The sequence below is a fragment of the Pseudomonas sp. NPDC098740 genome, from assembly GCF_044760065.1.
Classification (GTDB): Bacteria; Pseudomonadota; Gammaproteobacteria; order Pseudomonadales; family Pseudomonadaceae; genus Aquipseudomonas; species Aquipseudomonas rossensis.
Genome location: NZ_JBIWAM010000002.1, coordinates 118,491 through 135,190 on the forward strand (window position 1 = coordinate 118,491; position 16,700 = coordinate 135,190).

At 59.7% G+C, this 16,700-nt stretch carries 11 protein-coding genes; 4 read left to right on the forward strand and 7 right to left on the reverse strand.

Annotated features, from left to right (window positions below):
• Positions 1-90 precede the first annotated feature (90 nt).
• Positions 91-306 carry a ribosome modulation factor gene (gene rmf / locus ACIQU2_RS03100; RefSeq protein ID WP_003223300.1) on the reverse strand — a complete coding sequence of 72 codons (216 nt, stop codon included), beginning with the start codon at positions 304-306 and terminating at the stop codon, positions 91-93.
• A 529-nt stretch (positions 307-835) separates the two neighbouring features.
• On the opposite strand from rmf, the gene rlmKL reads away from it, so the two are divergent.
• Together rlmKL and ACIQU2_RS03110 are read left to right on the forward strand one after the other, a co-directional pair.
• Positions 836-3,112, forward strand: a complete 2,277-nt coding sequence (gene rlmKL, locus ACIQU2_RS03105; RefSeq protein ID WP_140893630.1) for a bifunctional 23S rRNA (guanine(2069)-N(7))-methyltransferase RlmK/23S rRNA (guanine(2445)-N(2))-methyltransferase RlmL — start codon at positions 836-838, stop codon at positions 3,110-3,112.
• A 142-nt stretch (positions 3,113-3,254) separates the two neighbouring features.
• Positions 3,255-5,654 carry a diguanylate cyclase gene (locus ACIQU2_RS03110; RefSeq protein WP_403138498.1) on the forward strand — a complete coding sequence of 800 codons (2,400 nt, stop codon included), beginning with the start codon at positions 3,255-3,257 and terminating at the stop codon, positions 5,652-5,654.
• Positions 5,655-5,790: 136 nt separating this feature from the next.
• Here the strand turns inward: ACIQU2_RS03110 and dacB are convergent, their stop codons facing one another.
• On the reverse strand, positions 5,791-7,251 hold the full coding sequence (gene dacB / locus ACIQU2_RS03115) for a D-alanyl-D-alanine carboxypeptidase/D-alanyl-D-alanine-endopeptidase (protein WP_403138501.1): 1,461 nt from the start codon (positions 7,249-7,251) through the stop codon (positions 5,791-5,793).
• Between the two features lie 232 nt (positions 7,252-7,483).
• Between dacB and ACIQU2_RS03120 the strand changes: the two genes are divergently transcribed.
• Positions 7,484-7,828, forward strand: coding sequence for a YggL family protein (locus tag ACIQU2_RS03120; protein ID WP_007896965.1), 345 nt, complete (start codon positions 7,484-7,486; stop codon positions 7,826-7,828).
• A 144-nt stretch (positions 7,829-7,972) separates the two neighbouring features.
• Here the strand turns inward: ACIQU2_RS03120 and ACIQU2_RS03125 are convergent, their stop codons facing one another.
• A complete protein-coding gene (locus ACIQU2_RS03125) occupies positions 7,973-9,163 on the reverse strand; it encodes a benzoate/H(+) symporter BenE family transporter (RefSeq protein ID WP_403138503.1) in 1,191 nt (396 codons plus the stop codon).
• A gap of 358 nt (positions 9,164-9,521) precedes the next feature.
• Between ACIQU2_RS03125 and ACIQU2_RS03130 the strand changes: the two genes are divergently transcribed.
• Positions 9,522-10,286, forward strand: coding sequence for a GntR family transcriptional regulator (locus ACIQU2_RS03130; RefSeq protein ID WP_129442830.1), 765 nt, complete (start codon positions 9,522-9,524; stop codon positions 10,284-10,286).
• 81 nt (positions 10,287-10,367) lie between these two features.
• Here the strand turns inward: ACIQU2_RS03130 and guaD are convergent, their stop codons facing one another.
• The 4 genes from guaD to xdhA all read right to left on the reverse strand — a co-directional run bounded on the left by guaD (position 10,368) and on the right by xdhA (position 16,502).
• Positions 10,368-11,672, reverse strand: a complete 1,305-nt coding sequence (guaD, locus tag ACIQU2_RS03135) for a guanine deaminase (protein ID WP_403138506.1) — start codon at positions 11,670-11,672, stop codon at positions 10,368-10,370.
• A gap of 8 nt (positions 11,673-11,680) precedes the next feature.
• Entirely contained in the window at positions 11,681-12,526 is an 846-nt protein-coding gene (xdhC, locus tag ACIQU2_RS03140) for a xanthine dehydrogenase accessory protein XdhC (protein WP_403138509.1), read from the reverse strand.
• 129 nt (positions 12,527-12,655) lie between these two features.
• Positions 12,656-15,055, reverse strand: a complete 2,400-nt coding sequence (gene xdhB, locus ACIQU2_RS03145) for a xanthine dehydrogenase molybdopterin binding subunit (RefSeq protein WP_403138512.1) — start codon at positions 15,053-15,055, stop codon at positions 12,656-12,658.
• Positions 15,048-16,502, reverse strand: a complete 1,455-nt coding sequence (gene xdhA / locus ACIQU2_RS03150) for a xanthine dehydrogenase small subunit (RefSeq protein ID WP_347803004.1) — start codon at positions 16,500-16,502, stop codon at positions 15,048-15,050. Before xdhA ends, xdhB begins: the two co-directional genes overlap by 8 nt.
• Positions 16,503-16,700: the final 198 nt, after the last annotated feature.

Consider the following 16,700-nt stretch of genomic DNA (forward strand, 5'->3'; position numbering starts at 1 on the left):
AGCCCCTGGGCCGAAGCCCGCCGCCCGGATGGGGCGTGCGTGGTAAGTCGTTACGTAATCAGATTGTCGTGTCGGAGTGTGTGCCCTGTGTTAGCCGACGGCGTGAAGTTCGTTGAGTCTATGGATTCCCGCAGTGCCGGTCATACCGTCCCAATTGTCGCCGCGTCCTTCTCGCCAGCCGTTAATCCAGGCTTGGCGTACCGACGGTAGAGTAAATGGGCAAAGCTCGCGGGATTTGCCACCAACGCCATATTGATATCCGCGCAAAAATGCTCTTTCCAACGGATCACGCTTAAGTCTTCTCATAGGGTGTTGCCCTCACTTGTTGACTGTATTTATCGCGTCGACCTCAATCGAGGTCTGGCAGAAAAACTCCTGCCGTTGGGGCTCGCTGCCGGCGTCGCGAGCCAAGGTGTTGACGTCATTGCGGTGTCAACCTGTGTTGAGTTCTAACCAATGCGTCACATCGAGGGAATGATCGTTTTGTCATAAGGACGTAACTATTAAGGTGGTATGGCCATAAGTAACACGATGTTGTCCCGTGTTTATTGGCAAAACCCCGGTATGATCGGCCCTGCGCTGCATGATGGATTGAATCCCTAAGTGAGAATACCTCCTGTTGAGCAGGGGGACTATTCGACGAAGGGTCGACTTATGACATTTTGTTGCATCAACTTTTTTATCTGCCTTTGCATCTAAGCTCTTTTAACCCGAGCAGCAAGGGTGGAACGGCACACCTTCGTGCCACGCGGGCGCTCTTTTAGAAAAGTGCCTGATTGAAAACCGGGCCGGCAATGCGTTGTCGGTTCACTTAGCCAAAGGCTCTGAAATTCCAATGTCCGATCAATTCGAAATCTTCCTCACTTGCCCAAAAGGCCTTGAAGGCCTGCTCATCGAGGAAGCCGTCGGGCTTGGCCTTGAAGAAGCGCGTGAGCACACCTCTGCCGTGCGCGGCATGGCAACCATGGAAACCGCTTACCGCCTGTGCCTGTGGTCGCGTCTGGCGAACCGGGTGCTGCTGGTGCTCAAGCGTTTCCCGATGAAAGACGCTGAAGACCTCTATCACGGCGTGCTGGATATCGAGTGGCAAGACCACATGCTCAACGACGGCACCCTGGCCGTCGAGTTCAGCGGTCACGGCTCGGGCATCGACAACACCCACTTCGGCGCCTTGAAGGTCAAGGACGCCATCGTCGACAAATTGCGCACCCCGCAGGGCGACCGTCCATCCATCGACAAGCTCAATCCGGACCTGCGCATTCACCTGCGCCTGGATCGCGGCGAAGCGATTCTGTCCCTCGACCTCTCCGGCCACAGCCTGCATCAGCGCGGCTATCGCTTGCAGCAGGGCGCGGCGCCGCTGAAGGAAAACCTCGCGGCGGCTATCCTGATCCGTTCCGGCTGGCCACGCATTGCGGCCGATGGCGGCGCGCTGGCTGACCCGATGTGCGGTGTCGGTACGTTCCTCGTCGAAGCCGCGATGATCGCCGCCGACATGGCGCCGAACCTGCGTCGTGAGCAGTGGGGTTTCACGGCCTGGCTCGGTCACGTCCCGGCCCTGTGGAAAAAGCTTCACGAAGAAGCCACTGAGCGTTGCGCGGCCGGTCTGGCCAAGCCACCGCTGTGGATTCGCGGTTACGAAGCGGACCCGCGCCTGATTCAACCGGGCCGCAACAACGTTGAACGTGCCGGCCTGAGCGAGTGGATCAAGATCTACCAGGGCGAAGTCGGGACGTTTGAGCCACGTCCGGACCAGAACCAGAAAGGCCTGGTGATCTGCAACCCACCATACGGTGAGCGTCTGGGTGATGAAGCGAGCTTGCTCTATCTCTACCAGAACCTCGGCGAACGTCTGCGTCAGGCCTGCTTGAACTGGGAAGCTGCGGTATTCACCGGCGCCCCGGACCTGGGCAAGCGCATGGGCATCCGCAGCCACAAACAGTATTCGTTCTGGAACGGCGCGTTGCCGTGCAAGTTGTTGCTGATCAAAGTCACGCCGGACCAGTTCGTCACTGGCGAACGTCGCACCCCGGAACAGCGTCAGGTCGAGCGTGAACAAGTTCAAGCCGAAGTCGAAGTCGCAGACAACGACGTGGCACCCGGCAAGTACGAGAAGTACAACAAGAACGGCAACCCGATCAAACCGGCCCCGGTGGTGATCGAGCAACCGCGCTTGAGCGAAGGCGGGCAGATGTTTGCCAACCGCCTGCAAAAGAACCTCAAGGCCCTCGGCAAGTGGGTCAAGCGTGAAGGCATCGACTGCTACCGCGTCTACGATGCCGACATGCCGGAATACTCGATGGCCATCGACCTGTATCAGGATTGGGTCCACGTCCAGGAATACGCCGCGCCGAAGTCCATCGATCCGGAAAAAGCCTCGGCGCGCATGTTCGATGCCCTGGCTGCCATTCCGCAGGCCCTGAACATCGACAAGAGCCGCGTGGTGGTCAAGCGTCGCGAGCGTCAGAGCGGCACCAAGCAGTACGAACGCCAAGCGGCACAGGGCAAGTTCGTCGAGGTCAACGAAGGCGGCGTGAAGCTGCTGGTGAACCTCACGGATTACCTCGACACCGGGCTGTTCCTCGATCACCGGCCAATGCGCATGCGGATTCAGAAAGAGGCAGCCGGCAAGCGCTTCCTCAACCTGTATAGCTACACCGCAACCGCCAGTGTTCACGCAGCCAAGGGCGGCGCACGCAGCACCACCAGCGTCGACCTGTCGAAAACTTATCTGGACTGGGCGCGTCGCAACCTGTCGCTGAACGGTTTCTCCGACAAGAACCGTCTGGAGCAGGGCGACGTGATGGCCTGGCTCGATGCCTGCCGTGACGAATACGACCTGATCTTCATCGATCCGCCGACGTTCTCCAACTCCAAGCGCATGGAAGGGATCTTCGACGTGCAGCGTGACCAGGTGCAATTGATCGACCTGGCCATGGCGCGTCTGGCCCCCGGCGGCGTGTTGTACTTCTCCAACAACTTCCGCAAGTTCCAGCTCGAGGAAAACCTCACCGAGCGTTATGCGGTCGAGGAAATCACCGCCCAGACCATCGATCCGGATTTCGCCCGTAATGGCAAGATCCACCGTGCCTGGAAAATCACGGCTCGCTGACACTTGAAGGGATTGGATCCACAGAGCCTTGATTTTTAAAGGCTCTTGGCTTCTTTCTGTGCTGGTCAAATTGATGGCTAATAGCTATAACTCAACGCATGGCCAATGGGCTTTCCCGCACCTGGCGTTTTGAGTTGCGTCTATGTCGTTGCCCGCCGTGCGCCCGAAGATCCTGGGGTTTATCAGTGAAGATGTCTCGGCCTGGCTGGTCGCACTGCTGGTATTGGTTGTCGGCGGGATTCTCACGGGATTGCTGGCGTGGTCGACGCTGAATCTGTTCCACCATCAATTGCGGCAACGTTTCCAACTGCTGGCCAGTGAACGTTACAGCCGTATCGAAGAGCGTTTCGAAGATCAGGAGCAGCGCCTCGATGGCCTGCGCCGGTTCTTTGCCAATTCCGATTCGGTCTCCCGCGAGGAGTTCGACGGCTACACCCAACCGCTGCTGCACCGGACTCAGGCGTACTCCTACGCCAAGAGGGTAACCCGCGCCGAACGGGCGGAATTTGAACGCAAGGTGCGTGCAGAGGGTTTACCCGACTTCACCCTTCGTGAACTCAATACCGACGGCCAGCTGCAACTGGCGGCCGAGCGGGAGGAGTACGTGGCGGTGCTGTATAGCCAGACCCAGAGCAAACTGGGTTCGCCGCTGGGCTACGACTTGTTGGCTCAACCCTTGCGCCGTTCCACCCTTGAACGGGCTGATCTGCACGGAGGCATGGCGGTATCGCAGCCGATGCAACTGGTCAGTATCGAGCCGGCCTATGCGCGCGGCGTGCTGCTGGTCGCACCGGTGATGCTGCGCAATAGCCCGGGCACGGCGGGGGTGAAACCGTTCGGCTATGTCATGGCTGTGATCAGCATGCGCCAGTTGCTGGCGGACGGGCTGCCGGAGGCGGGGCGTGACTACCTATCGGTGCGTATCCTCGACTTATCCACAGACGATCAGCACGAAGTGCTTTATGAGTCCCCCAACAACCCGGCCCCCAGTGAGTTGACCGCTTCCCGGCTGCTGCGGCTTGCTGACCATGACTATCAAGTCGACATTCAGCCCAGCGATGCCTTCCTGCGAGCCAATCACTCTTCGGTGACCACCCTGGTGGTGCTGGGCGGTTTGCTCAGTCTGTTGCTCAGTGCCTTGCTCTATGTGCTGGTCAGTCAGCGTCAACGGGCGCTGAAAATGGTCGAGCAACGGACCCAGGAACTGCGCGCCCGTGAGCAGGAGTTGCGCGGCACCCATGGCCAGTTGCGTGGCGTGCTGAATGCCGCGACCCAGGTGGCAATCATCGCCACTGATCTGCGCGGGGTTATCCAAACTTTTAATGCTGGTGCCGAGCAAATGCTTGGCTACACCAGCGCCGAAGTGGGGGGCCACATGACCCTGGAAAACCTGCACCTGCCCCGAGAGCTCCTGGCACGTTCGGCGGAGTTGAGCGCGCGTTATGGCAAACCGATTCCGACCTGCCAGGCGATGTTGGTCGAGGGCGGCGAGGAGGGCGGTCACGAAGCGCGGGAATGGACGCTGTTGCGTAGCGACGGCAGCCATTTGACGGTGAACATGCTGGCGACCCCGGTCCTCGACGAGCAAGGCTTGTGGGTTGGGCACCTGGCGATCTGCATCGACATCACTGAACGCAAGCGGGTCCATGAGGCTCTGGCGGCACGGGACCTGTTGTTGAAGAAACTCAGCGCCCATGTGCCCGGCGGGATCTACCAGTTCAAGATGGAGTTCGATGGGCGCTTCAGCGTGATCTACGCCAGCGACGGTATTCGCGAGATCTACGAACTTGAACCGGATGTGCTGTTGCTCAACGCCGAAGCGATTTTCACGCGGATTCATCCGCAAGACACCACCCGGGTCCGCGCCTCGATCCGGGCGTCGGCGGACACCCTCAGCCCTTGGCGCGAGGAATACCGCGTGCAGCTGCCCCTGCGCGGCCTGCGTTGGGTCCGTGGCGAGGCGACGCCGGAGGAACTGCCCGGTGGCGGCGTGCTCTGGCACGGCTACATCTCGGACATCTCCGACCTCAAGCGAGTGCAAGAAGAATTGCGCGCGCTGTCGATCACCGACTCGCTGACCGGGATCCACAACCGCCGCTATTTCCAGGAACGCCTGACCACCGAAATGGCCCGGGTCGAGCGTGGTGGCGGCGAACTGTCGGTGATCATGCTCGATATCGACCATTTCAAACGCATCAATGACCAGCATGGCCACGCTGTCGGCGATCGTGTGTTGCAGATCGTGTGCGAACGCATCGGCCATCGGCTGCGGCGCACCGACGTGTTCTGTCGCCTGGGTGGCGAGGAGTTCATGGTGCTTTGCCCGGAGATCAACGGCGAGCATGCCCATGTCCTGGCCTTGCAGCTATGGCAAGGGTTGCGCAGTTCGCCGATCGAAGGCGTCGGGACAGTGACTGCGAGTTTCGGGATTGCCAGTTGGCGAGTCGGGGAGGGCGCGGATGCGCTGCTGCTGCGGGCGGATTCGGGGGTATATGCGGCGAAACTGGCAGGACGAGATCGGGTAGCAGGAGAGATGAACTAACCCTCCATGCGGACCCCTGTGGGAGCGAGCTTGCTCGCGATGAGGCCCTGACATTCAACATTGATGTTGACTGTCACACCGCTATCGCGAGCAAGCTCGCTCCCACATTTGATCTCCAGTGACTGGAGGTTCGGGGTTAGAGCACCGAAGCCGTTTCCGGCAGTTTCGGCTGGCGATACAGGTCCAGCAGCACTTGATCCAGCACCGACGACGCGCCAAACGGTGCCTTGTCGTTGAGAATCGCCACCACCGCCCAGGTATTGCCGTTGATGTCGCGGCTGAAGCCGGCAATCGCCCGCACCGTATTCAGGGTGCCGGTCTTGACGTGGGCTTCACCGCGCATCGCAGTGGTCTTCAGGCGTTTGCGCATGGTGCCGTCGGTGCCGGCAATCGGCATCGAACTGATGAACTCGGCCGAATACGGGCTTTTCCAGGCCGCTTGCAGCATGCCGGCCATTTCACGCGCACTCACCCGTTCCGCACGGGACAGACCGGAACCGTTCTCCATCACCAGGTGCGGCGCGGTGATGCCTTTCTTCGCCAGCCACTGACGCACCACACGCTGTGCAGCCTTGGCATCGTCACCGTCGGCCTCGGTGCGGAACTTCGCCCCCAGGCTCAGGAACAGCTGCTGGGCCATGGTGTTGTTACTGTATTTGTTGATGTCGCGGATGATTTCCGCCAGGTCCGGCGAGAAGGCCCGAGCCAGGACCTTGGCGTCTTTGGGTGTTGGCGCCAAACGGTCCACGCCCTGAATGCTGCCGCCCAGTTCCTTCCAGATCGCTCGCACGGCGCCTGCGGTGTAGGTCGCGTGGTCGAGCAGCGACAGGTAAGTCTGGGAGCTGCAACCCTCGCCCAACTGGCCGCCAACCGTCACGGTCACGCTGCCATCGGCCTGGGGCACCGGGTTGTAACGCACGCCACCGGTGCATTGCTTGGAATTGACGGCTTTGACCTGGTTTTCGATGCGAATCTTGGCAATCGGCGGTTCTACCGAAATCAGAACCCTGCCGTTGTCGTTACGCGCCACAAAACGCAGGGCCTTGAGGTTGACCAGCAGTGAATCGGGTTTGACCAGGAACGGTTTGTTGTCGTCATTGCCATCGTCGTTGAACTGGGGCAGTTGCGGTTGTACGAAGAAACTGCGGTCCAGCACCAGGTCGCCGGTGATTTGCGTCACGCCGTTGGCGCGCAGGTCGCGCATCAGCAACCAGAGTTTTTCCATGTTCAGCTTCGGATCGCCGCCACCCTTGAGGTAGAGGTTACCGTTGAGGATGCCGCCGCTGAGCGTGCCGTCGGTGAAGAACTCGGTTTTCCACTGGTGGTTCGGGCCGAGCATTTCCAGCGCCGCGTAAGTGGTGACCAGTTTCATGGTCGAGGCCGGATTGACGGAGACGTCAGCATTGAAAATCGTCGGGGTGCCAGGGCCGTTGAGCGGGATCATCACCAGCGACAGGGCGTTGTCCTGCATCTTGCTGGCCTTGAGGGCTTTTTCAACGTTGGGCGACAGGCCGGTGTTGATGGTGGCGGCGGAAACGGGGAGGGCCAGGGGAAAAAGAAGACTGGCCAGCAACAAGGGACGCAAAGATTTGATCATCTGTAATAAAACCCTACAGCCGAGGGGGAAAAGACGAGGGCATGAAGATAAATTCCCTCAGTGGTCATGAAAGTGTCGGCATTATGCCCCAAGGTGTAGCGGCTTGTGCCGTGCCCTGGCCTTCTAATCCGCTATTTTTTACCGACGGTAGGGCTTGCAACCCAGAGAGACGGGCAATCGGCGCCTTAAACTGCTAAAGTGCCGCCCGTTATTACTTATGAGGATTGTTCCAATGGCGACTAACCGTTCCCAGCGTCTGCGCAAAAAACTGTGCGTCGATGAATTTCAAGAGCTGGGTTTCGAACTGAACCTGGATTTCAAAGAAGATTTGGCCGATGAAGCCATTGATGCTTTCCTCGACGCGTTCCTGAAAGAAGCCATGGAAGCCAACGGTCTGGGCTATGTTGGCGGCGACGACTTCGGTCTGGTTTGCCTGCAGAAGCGTGGCTCGGTGTCCGAAGAGCAGCGTGCCGCTGTTGAAGCCTGGCTCAAAGGCCGCAGCGAATTGACCGAAGCGACTGTCAGCCCGCTGATCGACGTCTGGTACCCGGAAAAGCCGATCAATCCGGTAGCTTGATGTCATGAAAAACGGCGACCTGAGGGTCGCCGTTTTTTTATGTCTGGAAGATCAAAAGATCGCAGCCTCGTTGCACTCGACAGCTCCTACAGGGAAAACGCATTCCAAGGTAGGAGCTGTCGAGTGCAACGAGGCTGCGATCTTTTAGCTTTTACGCCAGTTCAAGATCAGCAAGGTCAACACCCCCGCCACAATCCCCCAGAACGCCGAGCCGATGGAAAACAGCGTTAGCCCCGACGCCGTGACCATAAAGGTAATCAGTGCTGCCTCACGTTCCTTCACTTCGCTCATGGCGATGCTCAAGCCATTGATGATCGAGCCGAACAACGCCAGTGCCGCAATCGACAGCACCAACTCTTTCGGTAGCGCGGCAAACAGCGCCGCCAGTGTCGCGCCGAACACTCCGGCAATCCCGTAGAAAATCCCGCACCAGACGGCCGCCGTGTAGCGCTTGTTGCGATCCTCATGGGCATGCGGCCCGGTGCAAATCGCCGCGCTGATGGCCGCCAGGTTGATCCCGTGGGAACCGAACGGCGCCAGCAGCAACGAAGCGATGCCGGTGGTGGTGATCAGCGGCGAGGCCGGCACGGTGTAACCGTCGGCGCGCAGAACGGCGATACCGGGCATGTTTTGCGAGGTCATCGCCACGACAAACAGCGGAATGCCGATGCTGATGGTCGCGGCCAGGGAGAAGTGCGGCGTGGTCCAGACCGGCGTCGCCACTTCCAGATGAAAACCGCTGAAGTCCAGCAGGCCCATGAACCCTGACAGCGCCGTGCCGATCAACAGCGCGGCCAGTACGGCATAACGCGGCGACAGGCGTTTGACCACCAGATAAGTGAAGAACATGCCCAATACCAGCGCGGTGCGATGCTGCGCGGCGACGAAGATTTCGCTGCCGATCTTGAATAGAATCCCCGCCAACAGAGCGGCGGCCAATGAAGCCGGAATCTTTTTCACCAGCCGCTCGAAGCTGCCGGTCAGGCCGCAAATCGTCACCAGCACCGCGCAGGTAATGTAGGCGCCAATGGCTTCGCCGTAGGTCACACCGGCCAGACTGGTGATCAGCAACGCTGCGCCGGGTGTCGACCAGGCGATGGTGATCGGCGTGCGGTAACGCAGAGACAGGCCAATCGAGCACACCGCCATGCCAATCGAAATCGCCCAGATCCACGAGGAAATCTGCCCGCTGGTCAGGCCCGCCGCTTGCCCGGCCTGGAACATCAGCACCAGCGAGCTGGTGTAGCCGGTCATCATCGCGATGAAGCCGGCGACGATGGCCGAAGGCGACGTATCGGCCAAAGGGCGTAGCTGCGTGTGTGTGACGTCGTTCATGACAGCGGTGTTCCTTGTTCTGATAAAGATGTCGAATCAACGCTGAACCCTGTGGGAGCGTGGCTTGCCCGCGAAGGCTTCGTGTCAGTCGATATCAACGTTGACTGACACGACGCCTTCGCGGGCAAGCCACGCTCCCACAGGGAATTGCATTCAGGCTGCGGATTCTGCGTTCAAGCCTAAACTCAAAAGTAACCAGTCGTTGCAATACAGCGGAAGCGACAAACAGCCGTACAGTCGTGTTGCCACCCTCCATTGTGTACAATCGCAGTGTTTTTTACGCGATACTTGCCAGCGACCCACTGTGCCGTATTACAGTCACGGTCAATTCGCCGCAGTTCTTCCGACTCGAGTGCCCATGAACGAACAGTTGCAACCCCTAAAGAAACAACCGCGAGCAGGCAAAGCCGGCCGCAGCGGTACCCAGGACGATATTGTCTATGCGCATATCTTCGAGGCCATCCTCGAACAGCGTCTGGCGCCCGGTACCAAGTTGAGCGAAGAAGCGCTGGGGGAAATTTTCGGGGTCAGTCGCACCATCATTCGCCGCGCGCTGTCGCGCCTGGCCCATGAAGGCGTCGTGCTGCTGCGGCCGAACCGTGGAGCTGTAGTCGCCAGCCCGAGTGTCGAAGAGGCCCGCCAGGTGTTCATGGCCCGGCGTCTGGTGGAGCGTGCGATCACTGAATTGGCGGTGCAGCACGCCACTGCCGAGCAGATTGCCGAGTTGCGCCAGATGGTCAACGACGAGCGCGACAGCTTCTCCCGTGGCGATCGCGGCGCCGGTATTCGTCTGTCGGGCGAGTTCCACTTGAAGTTGGCCGAAGCCGCGAAAAATGCGCCGCTGATCAGCTTCCAGCGCAGCCTGGTGTCCCAGACGTCGTTGATCATTGCCCAGTATGAAAGCGGCAATCGCTCCCACTGTTCCTACGACGAGCACACCCAGCTGATCGACGCCATCGAAGCGCGCAACGCTGAGCTGGCGGTAGACCTGATGATGCATCACATGGATCACATCGACAGCAAACTCAACCTGGACGAAGAAAGCGCGTCGGATGATTTGCATGCGGTGTTCTCGCATTTGTTGCAGACCAAGAAGCCAGGGCGGCCAGCGGTCAAACTCTGATTGTCGGTTGTGATCTTTTGACAGGCAACAAAAATCCCCCGTGCTGTAAAGCAACGGGGGATTTTTTACGTCCGGAATATCTTAACGCTGATGCACCTGATTCCCCGCCGCATACGTCTGCAACACCGTCCGGTCATCCCCCAGCGTCATCAACACAAACAACGTCTCGGCAATGTTATTGGCCTGCTTCAAGCGATAGCTCAGCAGCGGTGTGGCGTTGTAGTCCAGCACCAGGAAGTCCGCATCAGTGCCCGGTTGCAGGGTGCCGATCTTGTCTTCCAGACGCAGCGCACGCGCACCACCGAGGGTCGCCAGGTACAGCGATTTGAACGGGCTCAGTCGTGCGCCTTGCATCTGCATGACCTTGTACGCTTCGTTCAACGTTTGCAGCAGCGAGAAACTGGTGCCGCCACCGACGTCCGTACCGAGGCCGACATTCAACTTGTGCTTCTCGGCCATCGGCAGGTTGAACAAACCGCTGCCGAGGAAAAAGTTCGACGTCGGACAGAAGGCGATCGCCGAGCCGGTTTCAGCCAGCCGCGCACACTCGTCATCGCACAGGTGCACGCCATGGGCGAACACCGAGCGCTCGCCGAGCAGTTTGTAGTGGTCGTAGACGTCCAGATAGCCCTTGCGCTCCGGGAATAGCTCCTTGACCCACTCCACTTCCTTGAGGTTTTCGCTGATGTGGGTCTGCATGTACACGTCAGGAAATTCGCTGAGCAACTGGCCGGCGAGGGTCAGCTGTTCCGGGGTGCTGGTCGGGGCGAACCGCGGGGTGACCGCATAGTGCAGGCGACCCTTGCCGTGCCAGCGTTCGATCAGCGCCTTGCTTTCGACATAGCTGGATTCGGCGGTGTCGGTCAGGTAGTCCGGGGCGTTGCGGTCCATCATCACCTTACCGGCGATCATCCGCAGGTCCAGCTGTTCGGCTGCCTCGAAGAACGAGTTCACCGATTGCGGATGCACGCTGCCGAAGACCAGCGCGGTGGTGGTGCCGTTGCGTAGCAGTTCCTTGATGAAAATGTCCGCGACTTCGTCAGCGTGAGCCTTGTCGGCAAACTGGCTTTCACACGGGAAGGTGTAGGTGTTGAGCCAGTCCAGCAGCTGTTCGCCGTAGGCGCCGACCATGCCGGTTTGCGGCAAGTGAATGTGGGTGTCGATGAAGCCCGGGGTGATCAGCGCGTCCTGATAATGGGTGATTTCGATATCGGTCGGCAGGGTCGGCAGCAAGTCGCTGGCGTGACCAAGGGCGCTGATCTGGCCGTTATCGACCACCAGCAGGCCATCTTCGAAATACTCGTAAGAGGCTTCGATACCGACTTCGGCAGGATCGGCGATGCTGTGCAGAATGGCGGCGCGGTAGGCTTTGCGAGTCAGAGGCATAAAATTTCTCAATTCGTGGCTTGGCTGCGGCGTGAGGCAGGCAGCAGTTTGGCGATCGATGATCCGGCGCTGGCGGTGTGCTGGCCGAAATTGGCGTTATAGGTGGCGATGATTTCGCCGGCGATGGAGATGGCAATTTCCACAGGCAACTTGCCTTTGACTTCGCCGATGCCCATCGGGCAGCGCATGCGTTGCAGCACGGCGCTGTCGAAACCACGGTCCCGCAAGCGGTGTTCGAATTTCACCCGTTTGGTCTTCGAACCGATCAGGCCGAAGTAGGCGAAGTCGTTGCGCTTGAGGATCGCGGCGGTGAGTTCGAGGTCGAGCTGGTGATTGTGGGTCATGACGATGCAGTAGCTGCCGGCGGGCAGGTCATCGATTTCGTCCACCGGTTCATCGGCGACGATTTTGCGTACGCCGTGGGGGATCTGTTCCGGGAATTCGGCTTCCCGCGAATCGATCCAGCGCACCCGGCAGGGCAAGCTGGCGAGCAGCGGCACCAGCGCCCGGCCGACGTGGCCGGCACCGAACACGGCAATCTGCGCCTGGACCTGGCCCATCGGTTCGAACAGCAACACCGTCACGCCGCCACAGCACTGGCCCAGGCTGGCGCCGAGGCTGAAGCGCTCAAGGTGCGTGTCCTGCTTACCGCTGGCCAGCATCTCGCGGCCGATCTGCATGGCCTTGTATTCCAGATGCCCGCCACCGATGGTGTCGAAGGTCTGGCTGGCGCTGATGACCATTTTCGAGCCGGCGTTACGCGGCGTCGAGCCGAGCTCTTCGATGATGGTGACCAACACACAGGGTTCACCCTGGGATTGCAGGTCGGCGAGGGCGTCGATCCAGTTGTACATGTTTCACCTCAACATCTCTGTTGTCTGTCAGTCCGCCATCGCGAGCAAGCTCGCTCCCACATTGGATTGGTGGCGTTCACAAACCCCCCCTGTGGGAGCGGGCTTGCTCGCGAAGGCCGCGACTCGGTCTTAAAGCGAAGCCAACTCGACTTCAGCCTCGACAGCCTTGGCCGCCTTCAACTGCCGCATCTGCTCACAGCCCCACAACACCCGCTCCGGCGTCGCTGGTGCGTCGATTTTCGGTTGATGCTTGTAGTCGCCTAGACTGGCCACGGCGTCCTTGATCGCACACCACGACGCGATACCCAGCATGAACGGCGGCTCACCCACGGCCTTGGAATGGAACACCGTGTCTTCCGGGTTCTTGCGGTTTTCCACCAGCTTCACCCGTAGGTCCAGCGGCATGTCCGCCACCGCCGGGATCTTGTAGCTGGCCGGGCCGTTGGTCATCAGTTTGCCTTTGTTGTTCCACACCAGTTCTTCCATGGTCAGCCAGCCCATGCCTTGGATGAAACCGCCCTCGACCTGGCCGATGTCGATCGCCGGGTTCAGCGAGTCGCCGACGTCGTGGAGGATGTCGGTGCGCAGCATTTTGTACTCGCCGGTCAGGGTGTCGATGATCACCTCGCAGCACGCTGCGCCGAAGGCGTAGTAGTAGAACGGCCGACCACGTGCCTGGCTACGGTCGTAGAAGATTTTCGGGGTCTTGTAGAACCCGGTGCTCGACAGCGAAACCTGAGCGAAATACGCCTGCTGGATCAGCGATTCGAAGGTCAGGATGTGATCACGGACCCGCACGTGGCCGTTGTGGAATTCCACGTCTTCTTCGCTGACTTTGTACTGCCGCGCGGCAAATTCAACCAAGCGTTTCTTGATGATTTCCGCCGCGTTCTGTGCGGCTTTACCGTTAAGGTCGGCGCCACTGGAAGCGGCGGTCGGCGAGGTGTTCGGCACCTTGTCGGTGTTGGTCGCGGTGATCTGCACGCGGTCCATTTCCACTTGGAACACTTCAGCCACGACCTGCGCGACTTTGGTGTTCAGGCCCTGACCCATTTCGGTGCCGCCATGGTTCAGGTGGATGCTGCCATCGGTGTAGACATGGATCAGCGCACCGGCCTGGTTGAGGAAGCTGGCGGTGAAGGAAATACCGAATTTCACCGGGGTCAGCGCCAGGCCTTTTTTCAGGATCGGGCTGTTGGCGTTGTAGCGACGAATCGCTTCGCGGCGCTCGGCGTACTGGCTGCTTTCTTCGAGTTCGGCGGTCATTTCCTCGAGCATATTGTGCTCGACGGTCTGGTAGTAATGGGTGACGTTGCGCTCGGTCTTGCCGTAGTAGTTGGCCTTGCGCACCGCCAGCGGATCAAGGGCCAGATGACGGGCAATCGCATCCATCACTTCTTCGATGGCAACCATGCCTTGCGGGCCGCCGAAACCACGGTAAGCGGTGTTCGATGCGGTGTTGGTTTTGCAGCGGTGACCGTTGATGGTCGCGTCACCCAGGTAGTACGAGTTGTCGGCGTGGAACATCGCGCGGTCGACAATCGACGCCGACAAGTCCGGCGAGCAACCGCAGTTGCCGGCCAGTTCCAGCGCAATGCCGTGCAGCCGGCCAGTGCTGTCGAAGCCCACGTCGTATTCGACGTAGAACGGGTGACGCTTGCCGGTCATCAGCATGTCTTCGACGCGCGGCAGGCGCATCTTGGTCGGTTGACCGGTGAGGTGCGCAACAACTGCGCAGAGGCACGCTGGGCTGGCAGCCTGGGTTTCCTTGCCACCGAAACCACCGCCCATGCGGCGCATGTCGACGACGATTTTGTTCATCGACACATCGAGCACTTCGGCGACGAGCTTCTGTACTTCGGTGGGGTTCTGCGTCGAGCAGTAGACGATCATCCCTCCGTCTTCAGTCGGCATCACCGAAGAGATCTGGGTTTCGAGGTAGAAGTGTTCCTGGCCGCCAATGTGCAGCGTGCCCTGGATACGATGCTCGGCGGTTGCCAGGGCACCGGCCGAATCACCGCGCTGATGCGTGTGACTGTCGAGCACGAAGTGGCGTTTGCGCAGCGCTTCAACCACGTCCAGTACCGGCTCCAGATCTTCGTATTCGATGATCGCGGCCATCGCGGCTTTGCGTGCGGTTTCCAAATCTTTCGCGGCGACGGCGAGTACCGGTTGACCGACGAACTGCACGTCGTCGATGGCCAGCAGCGGATCGCCCGGCAGCAATGGGCCGATGTCTTTCAGGCCCGGTACGTCTTCGTGGGTGATAGCGATGCGCACGCCTTCGAAGGCGTAACAAGGTTTGGTGTCGATGCTGATGATTTTCGCGTGGGCGCGGTCCGATAGCCGTGCGTAAACATGCAACTGGTTCGGAAATTCCAGCCGGTCGTCGATGTACTGCGCTTCACCGGACACGTGCTTGGCGGCGCTGTCGTGCTTGACGCTGCGGCCGACACCGGTGGTCAGGTCCTTGGCGAACAGTTCAGCCAATTCGGCCTGGGTCTTCTCTACGGCGTGATGATTAGACATAAGCGGTCACCCGAGTCTCGATGTGCGGTGTTTGCAGTTCGATGAAGTATTTACGCAGCAGGTTTTGCGCGCTGAGCAGGCGGTATTCCTTGCTGGCGCGGAAGTCCGAGAGCGGCGTGAAATCTTCGGCCAGCGCAGCGCAGGCGCGTTCAACGGTGTCGTTGTTCCAGGTGGCGCCGAGCAATACGGCTTCGCATGCCTTGGCACGTTTTGGTGTAGCAGCCATGCCGCCGAAGGCGACGCGAGCGTCGGCGATCACGCCGTTGTCGATGCGCAGGTTGAACGCGGCGCAGACGGCGGAAATGTCATCGTCCAGACGTTTCGACACCTTGTAGGCGCGGAACAGTTGTTCGGCGCTGGCACGCGGCACGATGATCTTTTCGATGAACTCGCTTTCTTGCCGCGCGGTGACCCGGTAATCGATGAAGTAATCTTCCAGGGCCATGGTGCGGCGGACTTCGCCTTTGCACAGGACAATCTGCGCGCCGAGTGCAATCAGCAGGGGCGGCGAGTCACCGATGGGCGAGGCGTTGCCGATGTTGCCGCCGAGGGTGCCCTGGTTGCGGATCTGCAGCGAAGCAAAGCGTTGCAGCAATTCTCCGAAGTCCGGGTACTCGGCTTTCAAGGCCTCGTAGCAATCGGAGAGGGCAGTGGCGGCGCCGATTTCCAGACGATCGTCGAAACGTTCGATACGCTTCATCTCGGCGACGTTGCCGACGTAGATCATCACCGGCAGGGTGCGGTGGAATTGCGTGACTTCCAGCGCCAGATCCGTGCCGCCGGCCAGCAGGCGGGCTTGTGGATAAGCGTCGTAGAGGTCAGCCAGATCGGCAACGGTCAGCGGCACCAGGCAGCGTTTGTCGCCACTGTTGAGTTCGCCGATGTCGGTAGGGGCGATGGCTTTCAGGCGAGCGATGGTGTCGGCTTCACGCGCATCGAACTGGTCCGTTTGCTTGCCGCAGCAGGATTGTTCGGCGGCAGCCAGAATCGGCCGATAGCCGGTGCAGCGGCAAAGGTTGCCGGCCAGCGCTTCGTGGGCTTTATGAGCATCCGGTTGATCGCTGTTCTTTTGCAACGCGAACAATGACATCACGAAGCCCGGGGTGCAGAAGCCGCATTGCGAACCGTGGCACTCGACCATGGCTTTCTGCACGCTGTGCAGCTCGCCTTGGTGCTTAAGATCTTCGACGCTAATCAGTTGTTTGCCGTGCAGTGACGAAACGAACGTCAGGCACGAGTTGAGGCTGCGATAGCGAATGTGTTCGCGGCCATCGTCATCCGTTTGCAGCTCGCCAACCACCACGGTGCAGGCGCCGCAGTCACCGCTGGCGCAGCCTTCTTTGGTGCCGGGTTTGCCCACATGGTCGCGCAGATAATTGAGCACGGTCAGGTTTGGGTCCAGGGCGTGCTCGCTACGGAGTTCCTGGTTAAGTAAAAACTGGATCACGGAAGGCCTCGCAGACTCATTATTGTTGTTAACCGACTTGAACCGAATTTATCAGGTCTGACTTTGCGGTCAATGATTTTCTGACTTAAAGGTCAGGAAATAGCATTTTGTCGATCAACGACGCGTACCTTCATTATTGACCCTCACGGGATAGCCTGCTTTTTGCTTGAATCGTGCCAAAAACCGCTGAGTGGGCAC